We start from the raw sequence: 26,166 nt of genomic DNA on the forward strand, positions 1-26,166 counted from the left end.
GGAGACCTTTTGATGAGTACACCAGCTATCAAAGCCCTGAAAGAAACACTCCATTGTCATATCACGGTACTCGTATCCACCATGGGGGCCGCAGTTGTTCCTGAAATTCCTGAGATAGACGATGCTATTATCTGCGATGTGCCCTGGGTGCAGACCAGTAACGTTGCTCTTCCTTCACAGTTTCACGAACTGGTACAACAGCTGAAAGAACGTCGCTTCGACGCGGCTGTAATTTTCACTGTATATAGTCAGAATCCTATGCCATCCATTCTGTTGGCATACCTGGCGGAAATTCCGCTAAGATTGGCTTATTGCCGGGAGAATCCATATCATCTGTTGACGCACTGGATACCGGATGAAGAGCCCTATAGTTTTATCCGGCACCAGGTACTGCGAGATGTTGAAATGGTAACCCGCATAGGATGTATTGTAAAAGACAGACAGTTAAGCATACGTGTGCGTGAAGGATTATGGCCACTGGTGTGGAATAAGTTACAGTCAATTGGTATAGATCCTGAACAACCCTGGATTATACTGCATCCGGAAGTTTCTGAACAAAAGAGGAAGTACGCAGTGGCAGACTGGATTGCCGCAGGTAGAAAGATCCTGGTACAAAAGGATTATCAGTTGCTGATCACAGGCAAAAGCAATGAGACGGAAGCTACCGCTATTGCCGCAGGTATAGGAGGGAAGTGTTTTGCCGCTGCGGGCCTGTTTAGTTTGCAGGAGCTGATCGTACTTATTGCGCATGCGCCATTACTGGTATCTGTCAATACCAGTACGGTGCATATTGCTGCTGCTGTTCATACGCCTGTGCTGGTATTGTATGCATTGACCAATCCGCAGCATACACCCTGGTGTGTCAGTAACGAAGTACTGTATTTTGATGTACCCACAAACCTGCAAAGTAAGAACGAGGTGGTGAGATATGTTTATCAGTCTTTTTCCCGGGAGGAGTTGCCGCTTGCCACACCAATGCGTATAGCAGAAACAGTGTCATCGATGCTGGCCATGCGCCGCGCCTCTTCCGGTAGTCTCGAGTAGCCGGATGCCCTGTCTTAATACTATTTCGTAATCAGGGTCGGTCGTCCAGTCTATCGTATAATGCAATTGCTTGTTTAGCGGCGCCCATCTGGCAGGTTCTCCGTCCATACTTATAATCACACTGGGCGTTTCAAATGCAGCAGCCATATGTGAGACACCCGTACAGTTGGATAATAGCGCCCGCGCGTTTTTTATCAATACGCCCAGACTTCCCAGTGTCGTCAATCCTGCCGTGTTAATAGACTTATGTTTCATAAGTCCCGCCACTTCTTCCGTCAATGGCCGCTCATCTTTGGTTCCTGTCAATACAATTTTCCATCCTTTCTCTGCAAATTCATCTGCCATTGCAGCAAACATATGTGGCGGCCATTGCCGCCAGCTGCCCCTTGACCCGGGATGGACACAAAGGTATTCCTGTGCTTCCAGCGGAAGACATAACTGATTGAACGCTTCCACATCCTTCGCAGTGATGGGAAATTCAAGGTGCGTACCCTGAAGCGGAATATCAAGATATTCCATTAGTTGAAGATGGCGCTCTATCTCCGATACCTGTTCGGGGTATTCGAGGAAAAGGCCGGCATCCGGACAACCGTCTTCACGGCGCCAGTAACCGGCCGTATATTGTCCACCCAATAACGCCACCATTGGATTTACAATGGACCCGTTTCCCTGCATCTGCAATATGAGATCAAACTGTCGTTCCTGCATAGCCATCAGGAAAGGAGGGACCTGTTTAGGTACTACCGGTTGTTCCGGCAAACCGGGATAACCGGGAAAATGTACGAATTCATCGAGGTAATGATGGAAACGTTCTGCAAAGGACGCTGCCCAGGGTAATCCCAGCAGCGTAATATGTGCTTCCGGAAAAGCAGTACGCAGGGCACGGAATGCCGGTACACTGCATAACATATCTCCCAGTTGCAACGCACGGAAGATGGCAATCTTTTTAATGGATGTTTGCATGTTTACAGATAAAGTACTTTATAACGCCATGATCCATACAAGCTCCAGTAGGCAGCTGCAAAGGGTATGGCTGCTGATGTAACGATCATTTCAAGCACATGCGACGTGCTACGCGATGTATGCCGCAGCCGTCTGCCTGCAAATAATCCGATCAGCAATAACCATGCACCAAAAGAAACGGTGGCGGTCGTATATTCGGCTGTCAGCAGAGAACCCGTGCCCAGTATGAAGAACAGGATCATCATATAATAATTCCAGGCCGGCCGCTTTTGTATACGTTTTCTGTATTCCCGGGGGAACTTTTTATACAGTAAAGCATTGAAAATATTTTTCTTCTGCTCTCTGATACTTACTCCCCATCCTGCTTTTCGCACCGGATGTACCACAATCGCCTGTTGCAGGTGATAGATCGGAATATTATGTTGCAGCAGGCGGAATTCCAGATCACTATCCTCCCGCCATGCAGCTTCAAATGATTCATCAAAGCCGCCTACCATTTCAAGGGCTTCTCTTGTACAGGCACAGTTGGCGGTAACAAAATCCGCTTTTTCCAGTTGCGCTGTATTGAGTTCATAATCGGTAGGACGTCCTTTTATAGGCACCACTACACGGCCGGTATAGACAATGGCCGGTTCTCCTTTCCAGCCATTCCAGATACTTTGTATCCACAAAGGGTCCGGTTGGGTATCATCGTCTGTAAATGCGATTAAAGCAGCTTCGCTCGCTTTCCAACCGGCATTTCTTGCCGCGGCCGGACCCTTTTTCTTTGGCAGTGCCAGGTACCGGACATCTACCAGTCCTGCGTATTTCCAGCTACAGGCTACCTGACGGGTATATCTATCAGGGCCATCACTGACGACGATCACTTCTATTGCACTGAGATCAAATTCCTGGACTTCCAGTGCCCGCAGACAGCGGGAGAGTAATTCGGGGCGTTGATAAGAGGGAATAACAACGCTTACTTTTTTTTCCATAGCGACAGTTTTATTTCTGAACAAGAAAAGAACCTATTACTAAAGCGTCAAAAGGGGATGACCAGAAGCATTCGACTGCATCCCGCGGTGTACATACGATGGGTTTGCCTAACGTGTTAAATGAGGTGTTGATCAATACGGGTACACCTGTTTTTTGATAAAAGGCCTGTAAAAGATCATAGTAACGCGGGTGCTGGTTCCGGTTAATGGTTTGTATACGTGCAGTACCATCTACATGTGTAACTGCCGGAATTTTATCTTTTTTATCTTCCTTCACATTGTATACGAACAGCATAAAAGGAGAGAAGTGCGCATTGTCAAACCATTCAGCCGCCAAATCTTCCAGCACAACGGGCGCTACCGGACGAAAGTCCTCGCGGTCTTTGACCTCGTTGAGCCTGGACTGCATACTGGCGGAGATAGGAGATGCAAGAATAGAACGGCTGCCTAATGCGCGGGGGCCAAACTCCATACGTCCCTGATACCAGCCAATGATCTTGTCCTGTGCTAACAATGCGGCAGTTTCTTCCGCTACGTTCTCCAGTTTTGTATACGGTGTTTTTGTCCAGTCGAGAAAGGCTTTTATTTCATCATCGCCATATTCCGGGCCCCAGTAAGCATGGTCCATGCGGAAGGTTTTTTCCTGGCTTCCACGTTCTTTTGCATCTGTCCATAAAGCAGCGCCGAGTGCTGTACCTGCATCACCAGAGGCAGGTTGTACCCAGATATTTTTAAAAATACCGGCGTCCCTGATCTTTGCATTCAATACACAATTTAAGGCAACTCCGCCTGCAAAACAAAGATTATCTGCCTGTGTTTCTTTGTATAACCAATCAGCGAGTTGCAGCACGGATTCCTGCAGTACAGCCTGTAGTGAATGCGCGATATTAAAGTGATGCGCAGTGAACTCATCTCCTTTTTTTCTTGCGGGGCCTAGTAATTCTACCATGCGCTCGTCATCGATCGCATACTGTCCCTTATCGAGTATATTGATCATCGAACGGAATGCGTTTACAAAAACCGGTTTGCCATATGATGCCAGCGCCATCACCTTATATTCATCTGAAGAATGAAGAAAACCAAGATGTGTAGTCACTTTTTCATACAATAACCCCAGCGAATGCGGCATATCCACCTGACTGATACGTTGCAGATCATTGCCTTTACCCATGCTGAAGGTAGTGGTGGCTTTTTCACCACGCCCATCTATTGTCAATACAGCTGCTTCATGATAGGGTGAGGGCAGAAAAGCACTGGCTGCATGACACAAATGGTGTTCTACAAAATGCCACTGGTCATTACTGAACTGTGCACCACGAAAACGTTGTTGCAGATGATGCGGATAGCCATCCGTCAGCTGTCCGGGGGCATTAATAATCGCAGAGAGAAATAAGGGGTCCCATGGAGAGATCCATTTCTCAGGCATAAATTGCGAAGGTTGTCTCAATGGTATATCTATCAGACTTTTTGCTGCATCCTCTTCGGGCAGCAGAATAAACGGATCGAAAGAATAAGAAATGTGATCAACATCGCTGATATGGATATTTGCGGTTTTTAAACAGTAATCTATTGCGTGGTAGGGAAGTTCATAAGCAGAGAAAGGAATAGGCCTTTTCCCATGTTTGATATGCGTGAAACGTTCGTCTTCTGCGGCCGCGATAAGTTGACCATCTTTTACCAGGCATGCTGCGGAGTCATGAAAGGCTGCGTTGATTCCAAGAGTGTACATATAAAATCAGGTTTTATCTTTTCCGATGGGCGCGGATGACATTAAAAAGGGCAATGAATGGTGGATGTTCATTCATTGCCCCTATTTATGCGCAGCTACGCTACGGGTTAACTATTTTTAGGAGGTTCCCATTGAACTTTGTCTGCGTCATCTTCTGACAGCTTGTTTTCATCGAGATCTTCCTCATCAAGTTCAGGCGCATCATCAAGCTCTTCCTCATCTTCCTCATCCTCTTCGTCTTCTTCCAGATCATCTTCTTCCAGATCGCTTTCGCTTTCCAGATCTTCATTTTGATTTGTGTTGTCGGTAGAGTTATTTTGATCTTCAGCCAGGTTTGCATTTAATGGGTCTTTGTCATCCTCTGGTTGCAGGATGTTTTCTACTGTTTGCATAAAAATATTTTTAGTGGAATGAAATAATAAGCCGCTGTACTATATATATGGCTCAAAGATTACGCCACTACACTAAACAGGTGAAGAATAGCCTTCTGCACCATAAAGGGGAAAGCTTATCTACACACGTATGTAATATGAGAAACACCTTAGAAGAAACGCTTACATTAAATCATTCATGGCATGTTTATAGTCACTGTTATATCTTGACTCCTGATGTATAAAGCGACAAGCGGGAGCATCTTCTCTGACTGACGTTTCGCTGCATTGTTACCTGGATGATCTGGTGACGCAACATTGGCGTCTTAAGATGCGATATAAGCAAACTCAAAGTACTGAAGTGAACGTTATTGCCAATGGGGAAGCCTCCCCGGCATGTATAAAGTTTATGGTTTTAGATAAGGTGGACTTGGGGGTCGGTGAAAGCCGGTCCCTCTTTATTTATAACACATCAGCTGATGTAGTAGTCAGCCGGAGGTGTATCAGGCACAACCGCTTTACCTGTCATTTCCAGTAACGTATTTTCAATCATCCTGCTCATGGCATCCAGAGCCAGGTCATTAGGGGCCAGACCGAAAGGCTCTTCCAGTTCATCTGCAATGGCTTCCAGCGCTACGAATGTGTAGGCGATAAATGTTACAATAGCAGGCGTCATCCATCCCAGGCTGTCAACAAAACCAAAAGGTAATAACAGGCAGTATATATAAACAGTACGATGTAAGAGTACGCTATAGGTATATGGGATCGGCGTGCCTGCCAGTCGCTCACAACCACCGACGATGTCTGAGAGTCTATTCAGGTTTTCATCAAATGCTGCCTGCAGGATAGAATCGATCTTTCCGTCCTGTTTGGCTGTCTGTATCCATTCACCCATTTCTTTCATCAGGATGATGGGCTTGTAGTGAGCACTTTTGATGCTGGTTGCCAGGGAGGTTGGTAAAAGTCTGTCGATATCAGAAGCGGCATCCGTCCGGCGCAACTGATGTTTCAGACTATATGTAAAGGCGATCAGATATTGGATGAACGCCTTCGGCTCAGGTGCCTCTTTCGGATAAGTACCCAGGGTGAGCGCCTGTCTGGCAAGGGAGCGTGTATCATTCAGTAAAGCGCCCCATAATTTCCGGCCTTCCCAGAAGCGGTCATAACTGGCATTATTCCTGAATCCAAGGAAGAGTGCGAGCGCGATACCGAAAAGTGTAAAGGGAGCAGGATTCAGCTGGACCTTCATATGAAAGAAGGAACCCCTTGCATACACTACCAAAAGAGATAGTATCAGTAATAACACAAGGCGGGGGAGTACCCGCGGCAGCACAGAACCTTTCATTACGAACAACATCTTGAACCAGTTCTCTTTCTTTCTGATGATCATGGGACGGATTTGCACACAAAATTATGAATTCGGTGTTACTCCGGGTTCCACATTTCAGGAATTTGACGTACACTTGTTGCAACATATAGTTGTCATTTTGATGTTCGGAAGCTTAAAACCAATTAGTTAAGTCCAATGCCGGTAAATGATATCATCATTGTGGGAGGCGGGCTGGCCGGATTAACCAGTGCCCTGCACCTGTTACGTGCAGGGTTGCGCGTTACTGTCATTGAGAAGAACTCCTTTCCGAAGCATAAGGTTTGTGGAGAGTATATCTCCAATGAAGTATTGCCCTACCTCCAATGGCTGGGAGCCGATCCTGCCGTGCTACAGCCTGCACGTATTGAAAGGGTCTGTATATCAACCGTTTCCGGTAAAAGCGTGGAGTCTGCGCTGCCCCTGGGAGGTTTTGGTATCAGCCGGTATGCCCTGGACCATTTCCTGATGCAAAAGGTACTGGCTTTCGGTGGGGTCATATTGGAAGACACCGTCAGTGACATTGTGTTTGAGCACGACGCTTTCCAGGTCAATACAGTGGCCGGCAGTGTGCTGAGCGCCCGTTTTGTGATAGGGGCATATGGTAAACGGGCAGCCCTGGACCAGCAACTGGAACGTGACTTCACCGTACAGAAATCTCCCTGGCTGGCGGTAAAGAGCCATTATGAAGGTAGTTTTCCCGACGGACTGGTAGCATTACACAATTTCATGGGAGGGTATTGTGGCGTCTCCAAAGTGGAGAATAATATCATCAATATCTGTTACCTGGTTAGTTATGATACGTTTAAAAAGTATAAAAATATCGATGCACACCGGGAGGAAGTATTATATCGGAACCCGCATTTAAAAGCCGTTTTTGAAGGCAGCAAACCGCTTTTTGAACGTCCGTTGAGTATCAGTCAGGTCTCCTTTGCAGAGAAACAGAAGGTAGACCGGCATATTCTTATGACGGGCGACACTGCCGGACTCATTCACCCACTCTGCGGCAACGGTATGGCGATGGCTATTCATAGTGCCAAGATCGCTTCGGAACAATTATTGTCCTTCTTCTCAGGGAATGTCTCCTCCAGGGAGGAACTGGAAAGAGGGTATAACAGCACATGGCATGTGACGTTCGGGAAAAGAATGGCAACCGGCAGACTACTGTCGGCCATATTCAGGAAACAGCAGTTAGGGGCGGCAGCAATGCGGGGATTGACGCTATTTCCCGGCTTACTGTCAGTGATTATCCGGCAAACACACGGAAAACCTTTAAACAACTAGTTACACATGTTTGTCAATACGCAACAGCGGACCCTTGCTCCGGAGATTATGGATGACTTCCTGATGGAAGGAGAGACCCTGCGTAATACATTGGACCAGATCGCTTACATTAACAGGATATTGGGAGGGAACAGGATCACGCTTGATGGCGTTTGCGCACTGATGGAAGATGTGTCCGAAGGAAAGATGATCACCATTGCAGATATTGGTTGCGGTAATGGAGATATGCTGCGGTCAGTGGCGAAACTGGCCCGTAAATGCAACTGGCGGGTACGGTTAATTGGTATTGACGCCAACCGGTTTACTGTAGATTATGCTGGTGAACTATCCGCAGAATACCCGGAAATCACTTACTATTGCATGGATATTATGCAGGACGGGTTCCGGAACCTGCAATATGATATCGCATTGTGTACGCTTACGTTGCATCACTTCGAGGAAAAGCAGATCCTGAAGCTGATGTCTCTCTTCAGAAGGAATGCCGCCTTAGGTATCGTGATCAATGATCTCCAGAGAAGCGCTGTAGCTTATCGCTTGTTCCAGGTATTCAGCTGGATCGCCGGATTGGGTAAGATGGCTAAATCTGATGGCCTTATTTCTATCCTCCGGGGTTTTAAAAGAAAAGAAATTGAACAACTGTCGCAAAAACTTAACTTCAATCAATATACACTCAAATGGAAATGGGCTTTCCGTTATCAGTGGATAATTAATAATGTATGAGCGTTAAAATAACAGCAGTATCGAAAGCCTTACCTCCATATACCAGAAGTACAGATGAGATCATGCCTTTTCTGGATGTCTGGTTGTCCGGCCAGGAAGACCGTTTCGCGAGAAAAGTTAAAAAGATCTTTGAGAATGCCGCTGTTGACAGACGCTATTCTATCATGAGCCCAGAGGAAGTATTTACCAGTACTTCTTTCGAAGAAAAAAACGATATCTATATCAGGGAAGTGGTGAAGCTTGGCCGTCAGTGCCTGGAAGGTGCACTGGAAAAAGCTGGTCTGGCGCCACAGGAGCTGGACTATATTATCACCGTGAGTTGCACGGGTATCATGATCCCCTCACTGGATGCTTACCTCATCAATCTCCTGCAACTACGGCAGGATATTGTGCGTTTACCCGTTACTGAAATGGGGTGCGCCGCAGGTATCTCCGGTTTGATCTACGCAAAGAAATTCTTACAGGCCAATCCCGGTAAACGGGCGGCTGTTATTGCCGTAGAATCACCCACCGCTACTTTTCAGCTGGAAGACTATTCCATGCCCAATATCGTGAGTGCCGCCATCTTTGGTGATGGTGCCGCCTGTGTGATCCTGTCTTCACATGAAGAAGATGCCGGGCCGCAGATCCTTGGTGAAGATATGTACCACTTCTACGAAGCAGAACATATGATGGGCTTCCGGCTTACCAATACCGGTCTGCAGATGGTACTCGATGTAGAAGTACCTGATACGATTGCCGCACACTTTCCCGCTATCGTACATCCCTTTCTCGATAAACACGGTTGCCGCATAGAAGATATACAACACCTGATCTTCCATCCCGGCGGAAAGAAAATCATCCAGACGGTAGAGCAGTTGTTTAGTGATATGGGAAAGAATATAGACGATACCAAAGAAGTACTACGTTTATATGGTAATATGTCCAGCGCGACGGTCTTATATGTACTCGAGCGTTTTATGGACAGAGGGGTACCGGCAGGTGACAAAGGTCTGATGCTGAGTTTCGGACCAGGTTTTTCTGCACAGCGAATATTGTTACAATGGTAAAAGAATTTCTTGCACACCGGTACTGGGCCCTCATACTCGGCGGCAGCAATGGGCTGGGACTGGCAACGGCCCATAAACTGGCGCAGCATGGGATGCATATCTGTATCGTACACCGTGATCCACGTGTAGACATGGAACGGATCAACCGGGAATTCGAAGCTATACGCACCAACGGTGTAGAAGTGCTCAGCTTTAATGCAGATGCGCTGCAGGCAGAAAAAAGAAACGATGTTATACAGGCGCTGAAAGCAGCGATGGGGCGTGAAGGCCGTATCAGAACCCTCGTGCATAGCATCGCAAAAGGTAATCTGAAAGCGATGTATAATACAGACAACGCCGTACTCAGTACTGATGATTTTCGCATCACACTGGACAGTATGGCTATCAGTCTGTATGACTGGTCACAGGCATTGATACAGCAACAATTATTTGCAGCTGATGCCCGGATCCTCTCTTTCACCAGTGAAGGCAGCAGCCGTGCCTGGGCACATTATGCTGCCGTAGCAGCAGCCAAGGCCGCCCTGGAAGCCATTACCCGTAATATGGCCCTGGAATTTGCGTCACTGGGTATACGGGCCAACTGTATTCAGGCTGGTGTGACTGATACCCGCTCTCTACAGGCTATTCCCGGTAGTGAAGCATTGATCGCATATACAAAACAAAGGAACCCTTTTCACCGGCTGACAAGTCCCGAAGACGTTGCCAATGCTGTTTATCTGTTATGTAAAGATGAAGCAGCCTGGATCAATGGCGCCGTGATACCGGTGAACGGTGGTGAACATATCAGCTGATATATGACTGTACAAGCAATCCTGGACAAGCTCCCCTTTACAGCTCCTTTTCTTTTTGTCGATGGTCTCGACCATATTGACGACGATAAAGTAAAAGGGCATTTTACCTTCCGGGAAGACCTGGATTTTTATAAAGGACATTTTAAAGGTTATCCGGTTACACCGGGTGTGATCCTGACGGAAGTGACGGCGCAGATCGGACTTGTTTGTCTGGGAATCTATCTGATGAAAGATGAGGAGTTGGGAGAACATATGAGCTTCGGACTCACATCCACCGAAATGGAATTTATGCGCCCTGTTTTTCCGGGGGAGAAAGTGACGGTGGAAGGAGAGAAAGTGTACTTCCGTTTTGGTAAACTGAAGTGCCGGGTGACCATGAAAAACGAAGCACAGGAAGAAGTGTGTGGTGGCGTTATTGCCGGAATGATCATTACGAAACCATATGAATAAAAGAGTTGTTGTGACCGGTCTGGGAGTAGCGGCGCCTAATGGCGTGGGCATTCCTGCTTTTACGGAAGCGATCAAAACAGGTACTTCCGGTATCCGTCATGATGCAGAACTGGCTGCTTTACAGTTCTCCTGCCAGATCGCAGGAAAACCTGAAGTGCCGGAAAGCCTGCAGCTGCAATATCTTGATCCGCTGGAACTCAGAAGCTTTAACAGCAACGGTATCCTCTACGGACTGATCGCTGGTATGGATGCCTGGAAAGATGCGCAGTTACCTACGGGGCCTGAACTGGCGGCCGACTGGGATAGCGGTACCATCTTTGGCGCAGGTTCTGCCGGTGTAGACAAACTACGGGAAGCGATCTATAAAGTGGACGCCCTGAATGTACGTCGTCTAGGTAGTACGGTCGTACCGCAAACCATGGCGAGTGGCATCAGTGCCTGGTTGGGTGGTAAACTGGCATTGGCGAATCAGGTAACAACCAATTCATCTGCCTGTACGACGGGTGCAGAGAGCGTATTGATGGCTTATGACCGTATCCGTAATGGTTATGCAAAACGCATGCTGGCAGGTAGTACCAGCGATGCAGGGCCTTATATATGGGGTGGTTTCGACGGACTGAAAGTCTGCACATTCAAACATAACGACAATCCTGCAGCAGGTTCCCGGCCAATGAGTGCCTCTGCGAGTGGTTTTGTACCAGGTAGTGGCGCAGGCGCTTTATTACTGGAGTCGCTGGAAAGCGCAGAAGAAAGAGGCGCTACGATCTATGCAGAAGTACTAGGCGGGCATGTCAATTCGGGTGCACAAAGGGGCGATGGTTCTATGACAGCGCCTAATAGTATTGCCGTGCAGCGTTGTATCAGAGAGGCCGTGAAAGCGGCAGGCATCGATGCCGCAGAAATAGATGCGATCAATGGCCACCTGACAGCAACGGGTAAGGATGCACTGGAAGTAGAGAACTGGAGTATCGCACTTGATAGAAGAGGGCAGGATTTCCCTTATCTGAATGCGCTGAAAGGGATGATCGGCCATTGTCTCAGCGGTTCGGGCAGTATCGAACTGGTAGCAGCAGTGCTGCAATTACACGAAGGATTTTTATTCCCCAATATCAACTGCGAAGACCTGCATCCGGAGATTACGGCGATTGTGGATCCGGAAAAAATACCCCGGCAGTTGATCTATAAAGAACTAAATTTGATCGCGAAGGCCAGCTTTGGCTTTGGAGATGTCAATGCCTGCGTGATTTTAAAGAAGTACAAATGAAAACGATGGATAAAGAAACGCTGATCGCACAATTAAAAGAGATCGTCAAACCGTATGCGAAAGACCAGGAAGCTTTACAAAACATCAATGAACACACGGATTTTGTAAAGGACCTTAAGATCAACTCTGCCAACCTGGTAGATGTGATACTCGATGTAGAAGAACAATTCAACATAGTGATAGACAATGAGGCGATGGAACATATGCTGAATGTGAAATCGGCGATAGAGATCATTGAAGCCAAACTCGGCGGACAATGATCGGCAACGACATTGTAGATCTCCGGCTCGCCTGTCAGGAAAGTAACTGGCAACGAAAAGGATATCTGGGCAAGATCTTTACAGCTGCCGAGCAGGAAATGATCTGTGGGGCCAGTGAGCCTTCCCACATGGTATGGCTGCTCTGGAGCTGTAAAGAGGCAGCTTATAAGATCGTTAACCGCGTAACGAATGTCAGGATATATAACCCTGTAAAGTTTGACTGCACTTTATTACATCAGGAGGGGCATTCTTTCACCGGCAGAATATTCCACGAATCAAAAAGCTATGCCTTCATCAGTAACAGACAGGATAGCTGTATACATACCGTCGCTGTAGCACATGAGATCTTCTTTGACAGCCTGGATATTTACACAGGTAACAGCTGGCCGATACATCTGTTTGAAGAATGTGCACTGATGAAAAATCAGGATGGCATACCCTATATGATGGATTGTTACAATGATGCTCCGCTTCCTGTTTCTATCAGTCATCATGGCGAGTATTATGGCCTGGTCAGGAAAAAGGCACAATTGTAAGGTGCAGTTTTTGAATATGTCATGTAAAGACATGACATATGAAACTGAACGATGATCTTATCAAAAAACTCGCAAAGCAATATGCGCCTTCTACTATGCTGGATATGGAATACAAAGGCAACGATCTCTCTTTTAAAACGGATGAAGAAGGCAATCCCATTTTACTTTTTATTGGCAAAAGAACTGCTGACGGAAATGTCAGGGGCGAGCGTTATGCACGTACGCTGAAATATGACCGTGAGGGCAATCGTATCAAAGACCATTGGGAACTCAAAGGACAAGCTACATGACATATATAGTGAGTTTGGTATGGAGATAGCAGGTTGTTCTGTATGACACAGATCACCTATCATGCATCTCACGAACAACATCCGCCCTCTGCATTATTGCGGTATGCTATTGCAGCTGAACAGTCCGGATTTCAGGCAGTTCATTCTTCCGATCACTTCCATCCATGGAGTGAGCGGCAGGGACAGAGCGGCTTTTCCTTTTCATGGATAGCCGCAGCTATGCAGGCCACTACATTGCCCTTTAGTATGGTATGTGCGCCCGGACAGCGTTATCATCCGGCAATTGTTGCACAGGCCGTTGCCACGTTAGGTGAAATGTTCCCGGGCAGGTATTCGGTCGAACTGGGCAGCGGTGAAGCTCTGAATGAGTGTATTACGGGTGATATATGGCCACACAAAGAGGAAAGGAATGCACGGTTGCTGGAATGTGCACAGGTGATAAGGCGGCTGCTGGAGGGCGAAATGGTCACACATAATGGTCTGGTGCGGGTAAAAGAAGCAAAGCTTTATACACTTCCTGCTGTTATTCCTCCGTTAATGGTAGCGGCTTTGTCCGAAAAGACTGCTGCCTGGGCAGGCGCCTGGGCAGATGGGCTTATCACGGTAGATACAGGTGATGAGCAACTTAAAAAGATTGCAGATGCTTTCCGTGACAACGGAGGTGCTGGAAAACCTGTTTATCTGCAGATGGCATTCTCGTACGCAGCAACTGAAAAGAAAGCTATGGATGCTGCTTATGACCAGTGGCGTACAAATTTCTTCGCACCGGAGGTGTTGAACGATCTTAACAGGCCAACACAGTTTGACAGCATTAGTAATTATGTGAGACAGGAAGATATAGCGGAGAAAATGCTTATTACAGACAGTGCAGAAAAGTGTATCAGCGTAATTCAACATTACGTGGACCTTGGTTTTGACCGCATTATTTTGCACAATGTTCACCGCGATCAGGAACGCTTCATCCGTGATTTCGGTGATAAAGTTTTACCCCATATCCGTTTATCCCAAAAGGGAAAATTATGACTACAGGTATAGCGGCTGGCTGCCCTATAAAGAAATATACTGAACAGTGATCTATTTGGAATGATGTGCCGTCCTGACTGACATTTCTTTTCCCAGGAGAAATGGTGTCCTGTCGGTCAGTAGTCCGATCATCAGTTCAAAGCCTCCGATGATCAGGTGTGGCAGGAATATCCTGTCGGCGAAACCAAGCAACCATGGAGATGCCATCAGTATTATACCTGCGACGACGTCTATTGTAAGATGGGTTCTCATACTGATGATGCGGACGAATCCACCTTCATAATTGGTAATGATGGAGACTATTAGAATAATGACGCCGTAAATAACAGATACCCAGTTGGCGATAGAGCCGTCGTGGAATGCAAACACCCAGGGCGTGGCGACGAGCAGTATCCCGGATGTAAAGTCTAGCAGTGCATGTGTTTTGGTGGTTATAAGTGGCATAGTAAACAGATTATTACTGATAAGATTCCATATCGTCGAATTGTTCCGGCGCATAAGCTTTACGCATGTCTTCCCGCATGTTTCTGGCTTCGTCCAGGTGCGCGGTGACGATAGGCAGTGTCTTCTGCGCATAATGTTGCCGTGCTGCATCCTTCATGTTATGCGCTGCTTTATCCGGTTTTTCCATTGTCGCCTGATGTTATCCAGCCCAAGTTTAGTCTTTTCATCTCTTATAATTTACAGATGTGGCGCAAAAAGGGTACCATCACTTTGCTGGCATAGTTTTATCAGCTTGTATAGTCATGAACATGATTCTATCATCAAAAAACAATTCATATGAGTTCAATACTTAATCAGGGCCATGAAGAAGGACCGGTCGCCAAAGCGATTGAAAACCAGACGGCGAAGCTGCCATCAGATACTTTTCTATGGGCAGCAATAGGTGCTATGGGGGTATCACTGGCATTACAATGCCTGAAACAGAAGCATGTCAGTCTGTTTGTAGGACAATGGGCTGCGCCATTTCTGTTACTAGGCATTTACAATAAAATTGTGAAGACAGAAGGCCATGACTAACAGCAAGAATGTAATGTGAAAGTCCGGAGCTTATGGGAGTTCCGGACTTTTATTAAGAGAGATATTTACGTAGAAGTGTGGTTCAGTATACACGTATTATCTGATCAGCGAAGAAACATCAGCCTCAGGGGAGCTGTACTGCGGCATTGTTTAAGTGAAGAATGCCTAATAATTCTTTCATTTCATAAAAAACATTGGCCCCTTCTTTTTTAAGTTCTTCACCATTAAATGGTTTTGCATAACCATATACTTTGAATCCACCCCTATGTGCCGCAATCACGCCTGCCTTACTGTCTTCAATCACTACACACTCCGCAGGAGAGAAGCCCATTTGTTTTGCTGCATGCAGGAAGATCCCCGGGTCAGGTTTCCAGCTATTGATATCGTAACCGCTGAAGATCCTGTTGCCTTCTTCAAAATAAGGTAGCAGGCCGGTAATGGTGAGGTTCAGCTTCATCTTTTCTACGGGACCGCTGGAGGCAACGCAGAACGGTATGGTCAGACTGTCAAGTACGGCTTTAATACCATTTACAGGGCGCATTTCCGTTTTAAAAACCTCATATGAACGCTTCCGGAATGCCTGTTCAAAATCTTCCGGAAAGGGGCTGTTAGCCTTTTGCTGCAACATTTTGATACCTTCTTTCAGCCGGATGCCACTGAATTCTTCTACTGCTTCCTGGAGGTCCATGGTCACGCCATATTCGGATGCCATATCTAAAAGTACTCTTACACCAATCACTTCACTATCTACCAATACGCCGTCACAGTCAAATATGATACATCCGGGCTTTTGCATGTTTACGATTTTAGATTATCTGTTAATGTAGTTTTTTGTGTTGCTTCTTTGATCTGTAATATCAGGGCGGTGATCAGTACACCAAAGAGGGCCATTACAGCGAATGCCCATCTGATACCTAAGCCTTCTGCCAGAAAACCGACTACAGGCGGTACCACCAGGAATCCCATATACCCTACGGTGGAAACAGCTGCAATGGCTGAACCACTGCTCAGCTGCGTGTTCATGGTGGCCATGCGCAGTACCAGCGGCACCACACAGGAAACACCGAAACCGATCATCATAAAACCGATACTGGCGGAGATCGTATGCGGCAATACAGCTGATACCAGGAATCCGCAGAGGACCAGTATGCCGCTGTACCTGATCATGGTTGGTATACCCAGGCGGTTGACAAGCCTGTCTCCGGTAAAACGTCCGGTACTCATGGCAATCATGTAAATGACATAACCCGCGGCGATCAGTTTCTGCGGCGGATGTACGGCTTCCTGGAAGAAGATATTGCTCCAGTCGTACATTGTCCCCTCACATGCCATGACGGCAAATGATATCAGCCCGTACTTCATCAGGTGTTTGTCGGGCCAGATAAAACGTTTGGTATCGGCCTGTTTCTTCGGCGGCTCATGCGGACTATCCGGGAATGCGATAAAACCCATGATGGTCATCAATACCGCCACCACCAGGAAATGCCATGCCGGAGTGATCTTTACATCCACCATCACAGCACCTACCGCTGCGGCAGCAAAACCTGCCAGACTCCATACTCCATGAAAAGTAGTGATTATTGACCGATTATACAATGCCTGAACGGCAACAGATTGTGCATTTACGGAAATATTCATCAGATTCCGGGAGGAACCAAAGCAGAAAAGTACCAGGCCCAGCTGCCAGGGCTCATTCACAACTCCGATCATCGCCAGCATCAGGTTGAAGACCAATACCCCGATCATCATAATATTCCGGCTGCTGTGCCGCTGTAAAAGGTAACCTGTGACAGGCAGGGTCATGACCAGTCCGATCGGCAGCGCGAAGAGGTAAAAGCCCAACTGGGCCTTGTTTAAGGATAATTGGCGTTGAATATCAGGTATCCTGGAGGCCCAGCTGGAAAAACTGAAGCCGGAGATAAAGAAGAAAGCAGCGGTCGCGAGCCGGGCGGACCTGGGAGTGGTTGTCATGGAGCAAAATTAATAATTAGGGATCAGGAATTGGAATGCAGGGAAGAGAGGTGCGAATAGCAGAGGGGATATCGGTGTAATGGAGGATTGGAAGGAGGTGAAGTTTCGCAATGAGACTAAGTGGGATTGAAATAGCAGTTAGAAGCATGATATGGCAGCTTGGGGAGCAAAAGGTGGAGGGTATTTAGTTGAGCAGGGATATAGGGAATTGAGGTACGACAGGGAACGGGTGTATAAGGGAAAGTTTTTCCGGTTTGGAAAGAAGTGAGTGGGAGGGTTGGACCAGGTCTGCTTAGCTGAACTGGTATTGTAATAAATGTAAAAAGGCGCCTCATTCCTGAAGCGCCTTTACACCTATTCATTTAAGGAAATTAGATAGTAAACAAGCATTTACATGCCAATTCTTAATTGTCTAATACACCTGTTCCACACGGCCCACGCGTCCATCCGCAGTAATACCTTCTACTACGATACGGAAACGTTTGGAGAAGTCATTGTTATAGAACTGGATCGTCCTGGCATAAGTAATAGAATCCACAGAAATGTAAGGGTTCCAGTACAGGGTCAGACGTTTATCAGGCAGTTCATGTACTTCTTTCTTCACGGCGTAGTCAGGTGAGTAAAACTCTTTCACCAGACTGTAACCCGCTTTCTTCATACGCTCGAAACCACGGATGGTCTGATCGCCCTGGTTGTCGCCACCCTTCTTGGTGTATACAGCAATCGCACCACCGGCGCCACCACCGAAACCACCCATAAATGGCGGACGGAATACCTTTACCAAAGCAATATCATTAACGTTCACGCTGGCCAGCATACTTACGTCTGAAGGCATTTCGTTCAGGTACAATGATGGCTTCGCACCACGCCATGACATGGTTGGGTTGTTAAGATCACCGGTGATATTCAGACCAGCTACTCTGGATTGCAGGTACTGGAATATATTCAGCTGGAAAGGTGTTTCCTTGGTCAGGTCGAAGGTATAACCATCACCGGAAGAGAACATACCGGAGGTATAACGCTGCTCGATCGTCTGCTGTGGTGTGATCTTTTTATCACGGATATTCACCTCTTTCAGGTAAACAGTTTTATTGGTGATAGACCGGTTGACCTTATTGCTTTCGTTGGCGGTGATCAGGAAACGGCTCATTGCTGCGTTATCCAGTCCCAGTGGTACACGGGCAGGATAAGGCGTACTTACCGGCTGATTGATATCAAAGAAGTGTTTGTCAAAAGTAACCTGTACATCTTTTTTGCGCTGTTTGTCATTCCCCTGGAAAAATACCAGGACGGTATCCATGAACTGGATATTAGGAATTTCAAACTCGCCTTTATCATTTACCTCGGCAGAGGAGAAGGAGGTGCTGCTGTCCAGTGGGTTTTTAAAGATAAAGTCTACTTTACCACCTGCAGCCGGATAACGGCCGGTATTGGTTACCGCAGTACCCTTAATGGACATACCCTGTTCATATGGGAATTTCAGCTGTGGCATCTCGTTATTGAGGATCTTTTTCCAGCTGAATCTGCTCCAGCCGTTGGTCAGCATGACCAGATCGATAGCGTCAACAGTTGCTTTAGCGGTATCTCTGAAGTACCAGGCCGGATTATAGACATATCCTTTCAGATCGGAGGTCATCAGGAAGGTAGACAGGATATTATGTTCATCCGGATCTTTCACTACCTGATCGGCATCTGTGATAGAAATGGACATAGTGCTCTGCATACTGTCTGGTGCAAACAGTTCGATGGAGCTCTTACCCCTTGGTGCAGTAGAGATCTCTGCATTCATGAAGCTAAGGTCGATCTGGTCTGCTTTCCGCACAAAGGCCAGTCGCTCGGAAACCGGCAGGCCCTTATCGCTGAACAGGGTCACGTGGACGATACCTGTAGGCAATCCCTGTGTAGGAATGAAACCGCTGATACGGCCTTCCCCTACATCGAGGAGCGCTTTATACACCAGCTGGTTCTGTACCTGGCCGATCACCATCATCCTGCGATAGGCGGTATCATCCGGGTTTGCCAGGGTAGCCTGGTAGAAAATACGGTTGCCTCTGTTGTACAGCTTCAGGGCTACGCCCTCGCTGCTGGCTATCGGTAGGTCGAATGTTTTCTGCAGACCGGTGCCTACTTTTACGACTGCACGGTATTGTTCACCGGCGGCAGGAGTCAGGTCGAAAGTACCCATACCATCATGTATGGTTTTGATCTCTGCGACTGTTTCTTTCTTACTGTTCTGTACCGTACCGGCAATGGCTACCGGGAAGCCATTCTGATCGATGGCTTTAAAGGCTACCAGACCGGCATTGTTTGCCAGCATGTTACCCCCTTCAGGGAAGAACTGTACTGCAAAGTCAGCTTTGGCAGTATCCTTTGCCGGCAGCGGCACCTTTTTGGAAGGATCCAGTATCTCGATATTCTTGTAGAAAAGGAAGGACTGGTCATAGTTCAGCATCCAGGCAGTATATGCCCTGATCTGGTATTGACCGGATTTCAGGGTTTCGGGCAACTCAAAGTCACCAGCTGCGGCAGCACCCTGAGCCGGCAGCCTTTTTTTGGTAACAACATTCCCATCCTTATCCAGCAGCTCCACATAGAGGATGGAGGCGGTCAGGGACGGCTGGTTCTGGAGCATGATGTATGCCTTAAACCACATCGTTTCGCCGGAAGCATAGATGTCTTTGTCAAAATGCAGGTATACTTTTTCCTGTGGGTAACGCTTTCCAAACAGTGCCAGGGCATTTGTAACCTTATCCTGCCAGTCGTCAGCCGGCAACAGGGAGAATGCTGTAAGCACGCCTGCCGAACAGATAGGGATGATCCATTTCAGTCGGGTGTACTTTCTTAATGATGAAAATTCCATGCGGGCGATTTATTAATAACTATCGAATTTACGGTCAAAAACTAAGCGCTTTGCTTATTATTGCGGATGAAAGTAAGCATTTAAGTAAAATTTAAGAAAACCGCCCATCAATTTACTATGTTCGGCCCAATTGACCAATTCGTTGCCAGGTTTATTCAGCTCACGCCGGAAGAGCTGGAGATCTTCCATTCTCTCCTGGAACACAGGAAAGTGAAAAAGAAAAGCTTTCTCCTCAGAGAAGGGGAAGTCTGTGATTATGAGGCATATATCCTGAAAGGGTGTGTACGTACCTTTTATGTAGACAAGCAGGGCGCCGAAACCAATCTGGCCTTCGCCATAGAAGACTGGTGGGTAGCTGACCTGGCCAGTTTCTCTGAGCAACAGCCCTCAAGACAGAATATCGAGACGCTGGAGGACTGTGAACTGCTGACCATCAGTTTCGAGAATAAAAACCTGCTGTTTTTAAAGGTCCCTAAGTTTGAAAGACTGTTCAGGGTGTTGTTACAACGTACAGCCAGCGTTATGCAGCAGCGTATCTATGCCTCTATCTCCCAGACGGCCGAAGAACGGTATCTTGCCTTTATGGAAAGATACCCTGCTATTGTACAACGTATTCCGCAGCATCATATTGCGCGGTATATAGGGGTATCGCCGGAGTTTTTGAGTAAGGTGAGGAGTACGATGTACCGGAAGGGCAATTAGGAATTACGAATTAGGAATTGATTGAAAAAGTCAGACTGCCAGATTATTTTGATCAGATTGAAATAGACGAAAATTATAATAACAGAAAGGGTGCAGAGAAGAAACGTTGATTCAACAGCACATTACATTACACTCAACTTGCCTCACATACACAACGATCTCCGCTGCATTTGAATTCCTAATTCCTAATTCGTAACTCCTAATTTTTAAAGACCAGCTTATTCGCCCAGTCTATCTCTTCCTGGCTGATCGTATGTCCCATATTGTTGTAAATATTGACGGTAATATCAGCTCCCATATCTTTCAGCACTTTCTCTGAGGCTTTTACACGATCTACCGGTACATGCGGATCGGGGTTGCTGGTACCAATGAATACCGGACTTCCGCCGAAGTTGCCGCTGTAGTTCTCCGGATAGAGCTGATCTCCGATCAGTCCACCGGTAAAAGCTACTGTGCCACCATATTTAGCCGCATTGCGGGTGATGAATTCCAGGGTCAGACAGGCGCCCTGGGAGAATCCGAGGAAATAGATATTTTCTGCTGCGATACCGTCTGCCACTACATCGTCCACAACTTCTTTCAGCACACTCAGTGCGGAAGACAGCCATGGTTCATTCTGAGCCGGCGGCATGAGGAACGAGTACGGGTACCATGTGTGACCGGTAGCCTGTGGGGCTAACAGCGCATAGTCCTTTACGTTCAGGTAGTTGGCCAGTGTGAGGATGTCTTCCGCACTACCACCACGACCATGTATCATGATCAGCGCTTTCTTTGCTTCTGTCGTCTTTTTCCCTGCTGTTATTATGTTCTTGGTATGCATAAGTTCAATTTGTCTGGATTATTCTCCTTCCTGTTTCAGCCAGATGTCCGCAAACTCTTCGGGATGTTTTTTGAACTGTGCGTGTACGTAGGCACACAACGGCTTGACTTTCAGATTGTGTTCACGGGCGTAGGCCACCATTCCATTCATCAGGATCCTGGCCAGGCCTTTACCTTCGACCTGAGGCATGATCTCTGTATGATAGGCTGTGAGTACATCGCCGTCTATACCGATCACCATTTCACCCGCCTGTTCGCCTTCATGCATCAGATAGAAGGCGCCGTGTTTTTTGGCATTGAGCCTGATTACTACTTCATCCATTTTATTCAGATTAAAGAGCTGGTAATACTTTTTCGATGTCTGCGCGGATAGATTCATACTGTACCGGCAGTTTGAGGTGCTGACCCAGTTGATCCAGCGGTTCGTCCACGGTAAAACCGGGGTTATTGGTTGCCAGTTCAAACAGTACGCCGCCTGGTTCTCTGAAGTACAGGGAGTAGAAGTAATCACGGTTGATCTTCTGGGTGATATTGAGTCCTTTTTTCAGGACTTTATCCCGGAACTGCATCAGGACCTCGTCATTTTCCACACGGAAAGCAATGTGGTGGTTTGTACCGCCACCGCCTTTACCGGCAGATTCTTTCGGAGATTCGATGAGGTCTACGATGGCAGCTTCCTGTACGGCATCCGTAATGAAACGGTGACGGTTACCTTCCTGTTCCAGGAATTTATAACCCAGTACATCTGTCAGGATGTTAGCGGTAGGACCGATACTTCTGAGGTTCAGTACTACGCTGTGGAAGCCTTTGGTGGCATGCGCCGCTTTGATGTCCGCTGTTTCCCAACCGGTACGGTTGTCCGCATTTTTAGGAACAATAAGGTTTAATTTCAGACCATCCGGATCTTCAAAGGGGAGATACAGTTCACCAAATCTTTCTGCTACCGGACCATGTACCACATTCTTAGCAGCAAAGCGGTCTGCCCAGAAATCCAGGCTGCCGGCAGGAACGGAATAACCGATCTCTGTAGCCATACCGGTACCGGTGTTACCGCGGCCGATGCCTTCCCATGGGAAGAATGTGAGGATGGTACCAGGCGTGCCGTGTTCGTCACCGAAATAGAAGTGATATGTACCGGGATCGTCGAAGTTAACGGTCTTCTTTACAAAACGAACTCCTAATGTGTCTGTGTAAAACTGAAGGTTTCTTTTCGCATTATCAGCAATTGCTGTAATGTGGTGCAGGCCTAATATTCTATCTTCCATAAAAAATGTTTTAAAAGTTAATACTCCAATGTGCCAAAGCGTCCGTTCTTATAATCTTCTATTGCCTGGTCTACTTCTTCTTTCGTGTTCATCACGAAATTGTCTTTAGCAGCCACTGGTTCGTCAATGACTTCCGCAGAGAGGAACAGGATCTGACTGTCCTCATTGGCAGCTACGGAGAATGTGCTGCCTTCTCTGTTGAATACGATCAGATGATGTTCCGCAACAGGAGTGATATCGTCGATGGTCACACGTCCATGTGCAACGTAGAGCAGGGTCCAGTAGTTCTCTGTGACATTGAACTCTATTTCTTTCCCACCGGCGATTTCACCTACTGCTGAAATAACAGGCGTAAAGGAGATATTCACCGGCCCTGTTTTGCCATCGAATGTTCCGCTTACAAGCCTGAGGTTGACACCGTCCTGTTCAAAGATCCTGGGCATGTCTTCTTTCCGTACGAACTGGTAACGGGGATCATCCCATTTATGAGCAGCGGGTACATTGACCCATAACTGCAATATTTCGATGTTGCCGCCTTCTTTATGCATCTGCTCTGAAGGGCCTTCACTATGCAGGATGGCCTTACCTGCAAACATCCATTGCGCATCACCGGCATTCAGTAGCTGGTCATTACCTGTTGTATCCTTGTGGTGTGCCTGACCCTGTAACTGGAAGGTTACTGGTGCAAAACCACGGTGGGGATGAGGGTGGATCCTTTCATCAGATCCCGGGGGAATGATGTCTGGTCCGCCGTGATGCAACACGATAAACGGGTTGGCAAAACGGAAATCCTGATGAGGTAATGGCTGTAATACCGTCTGTGTAGGGGTGATGTTCTTTGCTCTTCCTGCAAGGATGTGTGCAATATTCTTTTTCATAGCAGATGTTTTATGCCGGAGTGTTATCTGTGCTCCAGGGCGTATAATATTTCGTTCTTTAGTAAACCGCTGCCGCCGCCAAAGTGTCTCTTCACAATGATACCGGGTGAGTGTTGTCTGAAGTGGCTGGTCAGTGCCACCTCTTCGTCAGGAGTAACACCTGCGCACAACAGAACGATATCAAAGGCTTCTTTATCGAATGCCGCGAGCGCCGCTTCGTCTGTTGTCACAGCCAGGCCTTTCCAGTTCTCCGGCGTATTGAGCAGGCGTTGCATCACTGTCATGATCTCAGCGTTTCTTCCTATCGCAAGGATGTGCAGTTGTTGCGTATCCATATCAGTTGATTTAGTCGAGGTGAGCAGCGATCGTTGCAATCGGATTACGGCTTCTGGCGGTCAGTTCCCTTGTTTTGTAAGGTTCTTCCAGTTTCTCCGCACTATCGATATAACCCATCGCCAGGATTGATACCGCTTCTTCATTCGCTGCCAGACCGGCTGTTTCAGCAAACTGCTGTTTATTGAATCCTGCCATTACGTGGGCATATACTTCCATGTTCAGTGCCTGTAACAGCATGAAGGAGGTTGCCATACCGACGTCGTGCATGAAGTAATGATTCTTCTGCTGGGTGTCAGGCGTTTCACGGATACCGACGGCTGCTACCAGTGCGGCTGCATTTTTCGCCCAGGGTTGATTACCCGGCGCCAATGTAGCCAGCAACTTGTCAAAACCAGCAGTACCACGTAAAGCATATATAAACCTCCATGGCTGGGTATTGTTCGCACTCGGCGCCCATGAACCGGCTTCGAGGATGGTCTCAAGTGTTGCCGTAGTTAAATCTTTTGGAGAAAAGGAACGTGGGCTCCATCTGTTCTTAATCAGATCAATTACATCGTGTTGTGTATTGGCAATCTTAATAGACATGTTCTTAAGTTTATATTTAATGTTTACGTTAAGCAAAGGTATATGTATCAACTCAGGCTTTTCAGGCAATGAGTTGTCGATTTCAACTGAATAAAGGTATATCTATCACAAGCAGTTCTGCATTTTCTGTCAGTGCGGTGATATTTAACTGTCCGGGATCAGTGATACCGTATCCGTCTCTGGCGTTCAGTTCCTGTCCGTTGACAGTAAAAGACCCGCTGATCACGAAAAAATAGACACCATTACCCTGTTTTTTTGCAGTATACGCCGTAGAGAAGCCTTTATCAAAGCGACCCATGTGGAACCAGGCATCCTGATAGAGCCAGGTACCTTCTCCGTTTTTGTCAGGAGAGATCAGCTGTTGCAGGGTATTCTTCCTGTCGGCAATATTGATCTTCGCCTGATCATAGCGGGGTGTTACGTTCAGTTGATTGGGAAACAGCCAGATCTGCAGGAAACGGGCTGTTTTATCAGGATAGGCATTGTATTCACTGTGAAATACACCTGTGCCGGTGCTCATTACCTGGATCTCTCCGGCTTCAGTGACTACGGTATTGCCCAGATTGTCTTTATGTTCCAGCGCGCCTTCCAGCGGAATGCTGATAATTTCCATATTATCATGAGGATGGGAATCAAAACCCCGTCCTCCGGCTACCACGTCATCATTCAATACTCTCAGTGCGCCAAACTGCATCCGCTCAGGGTTGTAGTAGTTAGCAAAACTGAAGGTATGGTGGCTGTCTAACCAACCGTGGTCTGCATGTCCGCGGGTGTCTGCCTTATGTAATATCGTATTTGCCATGATTGGGTGTTTTTATATGTTGCAACAAATATACGCCGGTATCTCTCAGCAATCCATTAATGTAGCTTAAGAAATCGCCCGGAGGGTCGATCAGAGGGGGACAGGGGATAGCTGCCGGGGTATAAAGGGCTGATTACAAATACATTTACGGATGATGGTCATCATAGGCCTGTGGAGGTATATGTTCTAATTTTATGATACAGGCGGTCATAAGAATAAGTTAATTCGACAGGATTTCAGGAACCAATCAACATTTCATTTGTTTAACTCAGGGAAGGAACAGGCCTGGCCGACTGGATATACATTTAACTTGCTAAAACACAACACGATGGAAATCTACATCAGCGAAGAAGACATTCTTCTCAATATCCAGAATAAGTTTCGCGAGATATATCCCTATCTGAAACTCGAGTGCTACCTCTGTCCGCATGCAACAGAAATGGGGAGCGGCAACAGCCAGAAAGTAGCTGCCGATACGCCTATTGAAGATATCCGGCTGGTGCATAGCTTTGGCTGGGTAGATATCGGTGAGCATCGTACCGTTGAGGCGGTGGAAAGAGATTTCTACCATGATATGGGACTTGCGATCCAGGTATTCCGCCGTAATAAAAGCGGTTGGCTGCAAACAACAAAAACGGACGATCTGACCCTCGCCGAACAGAATGAACTCGGCAGGGAAAGTGTTACCGCAGAAACAGCAGAGACAGAAATAGAAGCGTAGGCTTATCTGCCTGAGATCCCCTCAGGCAGCAACAAATTCCACAGTGGTGTTTCAGCATGTATACAAATATACCGGCTGACCACGCTTTACTTT

Annotated in this window: 31 protein-coding genes; 14 read left to right on the top strand and 17 right to left on the bottom strand. The window is 47.1% G+C overall.

The window, feature by feature from the left end; genetic code table 11:
• The first annotated feature begins 12 nt into the window (after positions 1 to 12).
• Complete coding sequence (locus tag BMZ72_RS01605) at positions 13 to 1,044, top strand: glycosyltransferase family 9 protein (protein ID WP_255373075.1); 1,032 nt, start codon at positions 13 to 15, stop codon at positions 1,042 to 1,044.
• Here the strand turns inward: BMZ72_RS01605 and BMZ72_RS01610 are convergent.
• The 5 genes from BMZ72_RS01610 to BMZ72_RS01630 form a co-directional block, all read right to left on the bottom strand.
• Entirely contained in the window at positions 997 to 2,007 is a 1,011-nt protein-coding gene (locus BMZ72_RS01610) for a glycosyltransferase family 9 protein (RefSeq protein WP_089804590.1), read from the bottom strand. The two genes, BMZ72_RS01605 and BMZ72_RS01610, sit on opposite strands and share 48 nt — an antisense overlap.
• Before the next feature lie 2 nt (positions 2,008 to 2,009).
• Positions 2,010 to 2,981 carry a glycosyltransferase family 2 protein gene (locus BMZ72_RS01615; protein WP_089804592.1) on the bottom strand — a complete coding sequence of 324 codons (972 nt, stop codon included), beginning with the start codon at positions 2,979 to 2,981 and terminating at the stop codon, positions 2,010 to 2,012.
• A 10-nt stretch (positions 2,982 to 2,991) separates the two neighbouring features.
• Positions 2,992 to 4,710: a carbamoyltransferase family protein gene (locus BMZ72_RS01620; protein WP_089804593.1), complete on the bottom strand. Its 1,719-nt coding sequence runs from the start codon at positions 4,708 to 4,710 to the stop codon at positions 2,992 to 2,994.
• A 107-nt stretch (positions 4,711 to 4,817) separates the two neighbouring features.
• Positions 4,818 to 5,102: a hypothetical protein gene (locus BMZ72_RS36480; protein WP_177222654.1), complete on the bottom strand. Its 285-nt coding sequence runs from the start codon at positions 5,100 to 5,102 to the stop codon at positions 4,818 to 4,820.
• A 451-nt stretch (positions 5,103 to 5,553) separates the two neighbouring features.
• Complete coding sequence (locus BMZ72_RS01630; RefSeq protein WP_089804594.1) at positions 5,554 to 6,471, bottom strand: bestrophin family protein; 918 nt, start codon at positions 6,469 to 6,471, stop codon at positions 5,554 to 5,556.
• A gap of 135 nt (positions 6,472 to 6,606) precedes the next feature.
• Between BMZ72_RS01630 and BMZ72_RS01635 the strand changes: the two genes are divergently transcribed.
• The 10 genes from BMZ72_RS01635 to BMZ72_RS01680 are packed head-to-tail and all read left to right on the top strand — an operon-like array spanning position 6,607 to position 14,114.
• A complete protein-coding gene (locus tag BMZ72_RS01635; RefSeq protein WP_089804597.1) occupies positions 6,607 to 7,731 on the top strand; it encodes an NAD(P)/FAD-dependent oxidoreductase in 1,125 nt (374 codons plus the stop codon).
• 6 nt (positions 7,732 to 7,737) lie between these two features.
• A complete protein-coding gene (locus tag BMZ72_RS01640) occupies positions 7,738 to 8,451 on the top strand; it encodes a methyltransferase domain-containing protein (RefSeq protein WP_089804599.1) in 714 nt (237 codons plus the stop codon).
• On the top strand, positions 8,448 to 9,500 hold the full coding sequence (locus BMZ72_RS01645; RefSeq protein ID WP_089804601.1) for a type III polyketide synthase: 1,053 nt from the start codon (positions 8,448 to 8,450) through the stop codon (positions 9,498 to 9,500). The genes BMZ72_RS01640 and BMZ72_RS01645 overlap by 4 nt, the downstream gene beginning before the upstream one ends.
• A complete protein-coding gene (locus BMZ72_RS01650; protein WP_089804604.1) occupies positions 9,494 to 10,291 on the top strand; it encodes an SDR family NAD(P)-dependent oxidoreductase in 798 nt (265 codons plus the stop codon). Before BMZ72_RS01645 ends, BMZ72_RS01650 begins: the two co-directional genes overlap by 7 nt.
• Positions 10,292 to 10,294: 3 nt before the next feature.
• Entirely contained in the window at positions 10,295 to 10,741 is a 447-nt protein-coding gene (locus tag BMZ72_RS01655) for a 3-hydroxyacyl-ACP dehydratase FabZ family protein (RefSeq protein ID WP_089804606.1), read from the top strand.
• Positions 10,734 to 12,005 carry a beta-ketoacyl-[acyl-carrier-protein] synthase family protein gene (locus BMZ72_RS01660; protein ID WP_089804608.1) on the top strand — a complete coding sequence of 424 codons (1,272 nt, stop codon included), beginning with the start codon at positions 10,734 to 10,736 and terminating at the stop codon, positions 12,003 to 12,005. The genes BMZ72_RS01655 and BMZ72_RS01660 overlap by 8 nt, the downstream gene beginning before the upstream one ends.
• Positions 12,002 to 12,265: an acyl carrier protein gene (locus tag BMZ72_RS01665; RefSeq protein WP_255373076.1), complete on the top strand. Its 264-nt coding sequence runs from the start codon at positions 12,002 to 12,004 to the stop codon at positions 12,263 to 12,265. Before BMZ72_RS01660 ends, BMZ72_RS01665 begins: the two co-directional genes overlap by 4 nt.
• The gene (locus BMZ72_RS01670; protein ID WP_089804610.1) at positions 12,262 to 12,801 is read left to right on the top strand and encodes a 4'-phosphopantetheinyl transferase family protein; all 540 of its coding nucleotides are present in this window, start codon (positions 12,262 to 12,264) and stop codon (positions 12,799 to 12,801) included. Before BMZ72_RS01665 ends, BMZ72_RS01670 begins: the two co-directional genes overlap by 4 nt.
• Before the next feature lie 38 nt (positions 12,802 to 12,839).
• Positions 12,840 to 13,091: a hypothetical protein gene (locus BMZ72_RS01675; RefSeq protein ID WP_089804613.1), complete on the top strand. Its 252-nt coding sequence runs from the start codon at positions 12,840 to 12,842 to the stop codon at positions 13,089 to 13,091.
• 42 nt (positions 13,092 to 13,133) lie between these two features.
• Positions 13,134 to 14,114: a TIGR03885 family FMN-dependent LLM class oxidoreductase gene (locus tag BMZ72_RS01680; RefSeq protein WP_089804615.1), complete on the top strand. Its 981-nt coding sequence runs from the start codon at positions 13,134 to 13,136 to the stop codon at positions 14,112 to 14,114.
• Positions 14,115 to 14,165: 51 nt separating this feature from the next.
• Here BMZ72_RS01680 and BMZ72_RS01685 read toward each other — a convergent pair whose 3' ends face one another.
• Together BMZ72_RS01685 and BMZ72_RS36485 are read right to left on the bottom strand one after the other, a co-directional pair.
• Positions 14,166 to 14,558 (bottom strand): SPW repeat domain-containing protein, encoded by a 393-nt coding sequence (locus BMZ72_RS01685; protein ID WP_089804617.1) that lies wholly within the window; start codon positions 14,556 to 14,558, stop codon positions 14,166 to 14,168.
• A gap of 13 nt (positions 14,559 to 14,571) precedes the next feature.
• Positions 14,572 to 14,745, bottom strand: a complete 174-nt coding sequence (locus tag BMZ72_RS36485; RefSeq protein ID WP_177222655.1) for a DUF305 domain-containing protein — start codon at positions 14,743 to 14,745, stop codon at positions 14,572 to 14,574.
• A 149-nt stretch (positions 14,746 to 14,894) separates the two neighbouring features.
• On the opposite strand from BMZ72_RS36485, the gene BMZ72_RS01690 reads away from it, so the two are divergent.
• On the top strand, positions 14,895 to 15,134 hold the full coding sequence (locus BMZ72_RS01690) for a hypothetical protein (protein ID WP_089804619.1): 240 nt from the start codon (positions 14,895 to 14,897) through the stop codon (positions 15,132 to 15,134).
• 124 nt (positions 15,135 to 15,258) lie between these two features.
• Here the strand turns inward: BMZ72_RS01690 and BMZ72_RS01695 are convergent, their stop codons facing one another.
• The 3 genes from BMZ72_RS01695 to BMZ72_RS01705 all read right to left on the bottom strand — a co-directional run bounded on the left by BMZ72_RS01695 (position 15,259) and on the right by BMZ72_RS01705 (position 19,965).
• Positions 15,259 to 15,930, bottom strand: coding sequence for an HAD-IA family hydrolase (locus BMZ72_RS01695; RefSeq protein ID WP_089804620.1), 672 nt, complete (start codon positions 15,928 to 15,930; stop codon positions 15,259 to 15,261).
• A 2-nt stretch (positions 15,931 to 15,932) separates the two neighbouring features.
• Positions 15,933 to 17,105, bottom strand: a complete 1,173-nt coding sequence (locus BMZ72_RS01700; protein ID WP_089804621.1) for an MFS transporter — start codon at positions 17,103 to 17,105, stop codon at positions 15,933 to 15,935.
• Positions 17,106 to 17,517: 412 nt separating this feature from the next.
• Positions 17,518 to 19,965: an MG2 domain-containing protein gene (locus BMZ72_RS01705; RefSeq protein WP_089804622.1), complete on the bottom strand. Its 2,448-nt coding sequence runs from the start codon at positions 19,963 to 19,965 to the stop codon at positions 17,518 to 17,520.
• A 117-nt stretch (positions 19,966 to 20,082) separates the two neighbouring features.
• On the opposite strand from BMZ72_RS01705, the gene BMZ72_RS01710 reads away from it, so the two are divergent.
• Positions 20,083 to 20,667, top strand: coding sequence for a Crp/Fnr family transcriptional regulator (locus BMZ72_RS01710; RefSeq protein WP_089804624.1), 585 nt, complete (start codon positions 20,083 to 20,085; stop codon positions 20,665 to 20,667).
• A gap of 199 nt (positions 20,668 to 20,866) precedes the next feature.
• Here the strand turns inward: BMZ72_RS01710 and BMZ72_RS01715 are convergent, their stop codons facing one another.
• The 7 genes from BMZ72_RS01715 to BMZ72_RS01745 form a co-directional block, all read right to left on the bottom strand.
• Entirely contained in the window at positions 20,867 to 21,487 is a 621-nt protein-coding gene (locus BMZ72_RS01715; RefSeq protein ID WP_089804625.1) for an alpha/beta hydrolase, read from the bottom strand.
• An 18-nt stretch (positions 21,488 to 21,505) separates the two neighbouring features.
• Positions 21,506 to 21,808, bottom strand: a complete 303-nt coding sequence (locus tag BMZ72_RS01720) for a GNAT family N-acetyltransferase (protein ID WP_089804628.1) — start codon at positions 21,806 to 21,808, stop codon at positions 21,506 to 21,508.
• A 10-nt stretch (positions 21,809 to 21,818) separates the two neighbouring features.
• A complete protein-coding gene (locus tag BMZ72_RS01725; protein ID WP_089804629.1) occupies positions 21,819 to 22,751 on the bottom strand; it encodes a ring-cleaving dioxygenase in 933 nt (310 codons plus the stop codon).
• Positions 22,752 to 22,768: 17 nt separating this feature from the next.
• Positions 22,769 to 23,629 carry a pirin family protein gene (locus BMZ72_RS01730; RefSeq protein WP_089804631.1) on the bottom strand — a complete coding sequence of 287 codons (861 nt, stop codon included), beginning with the start codon at positions 23,627 to 23,629 and terminating at the stop codon, positions 22,769 to 22,771.
• Between the two features lie 23 nt (positions 23,630 to 23,652).
• Complete coding sequence (locus BMZ72_RS01735) at positions 23,653 to 23,964, bottom strand: hypothetical protein (protein ID WP_089804633.1); 312 nt, start codon at positions 23,962 to 23,964, stop codon at positions 23,653 to 23,655.
• Positions 23,965 to 23,974: 10 nt separating this feature from the next.
• Positions 23,975 to 24,550: a nitroreductase family protein gene (locus BMZ72_RS01740; protein ID WP_089804635.1), complete on the bottom strand. Its 576-nt coding sequence runs from the start codon at positions 24,548 to 24,550 to the stop codon at positions 23,975 to 23,977.
• 82 nt (positions 24,551 to 24,632) lie between these two features.
• Positions 24,633 to 25,352, bottom strand: a complete 720-nt coding sequence (locus BMZ72_RS01745) for a pirin family protein (protein WP_089804637.1) — start codon at positions 25,350 to 25,352, stop codon at positions 24,633 to 24,635.
• 328 nt (positions 25,353 to 25,680) lie between these two features.
• Between BMZ72_RS01745 and BMZ72_RS01750 the strand changes: the two genes are divergently transcribed.
• On the top strand, positions 25,681 to 26,073 hold the full coding sequence (locus tag BMZ72_RS01750) for a hypothetical protein (protein WP_089804639.1): 393 nt from the start codon (positions 25,681 to 25,683) through the stop codon (positions 26,071 to 26,073).
• The last annotated feature ends 93 nt before the right edge of the window (positions 26,074 to 26,166 follow it).

It is taken from the genome of Chitinophaga sp. YR627, assembly GCF_900114995.1.
Classification (GTDB): Bacteria; Bacteroidota; Bacteroidia; order Chitinophagales; family Chitinophagaceae; genus Chitinophaga.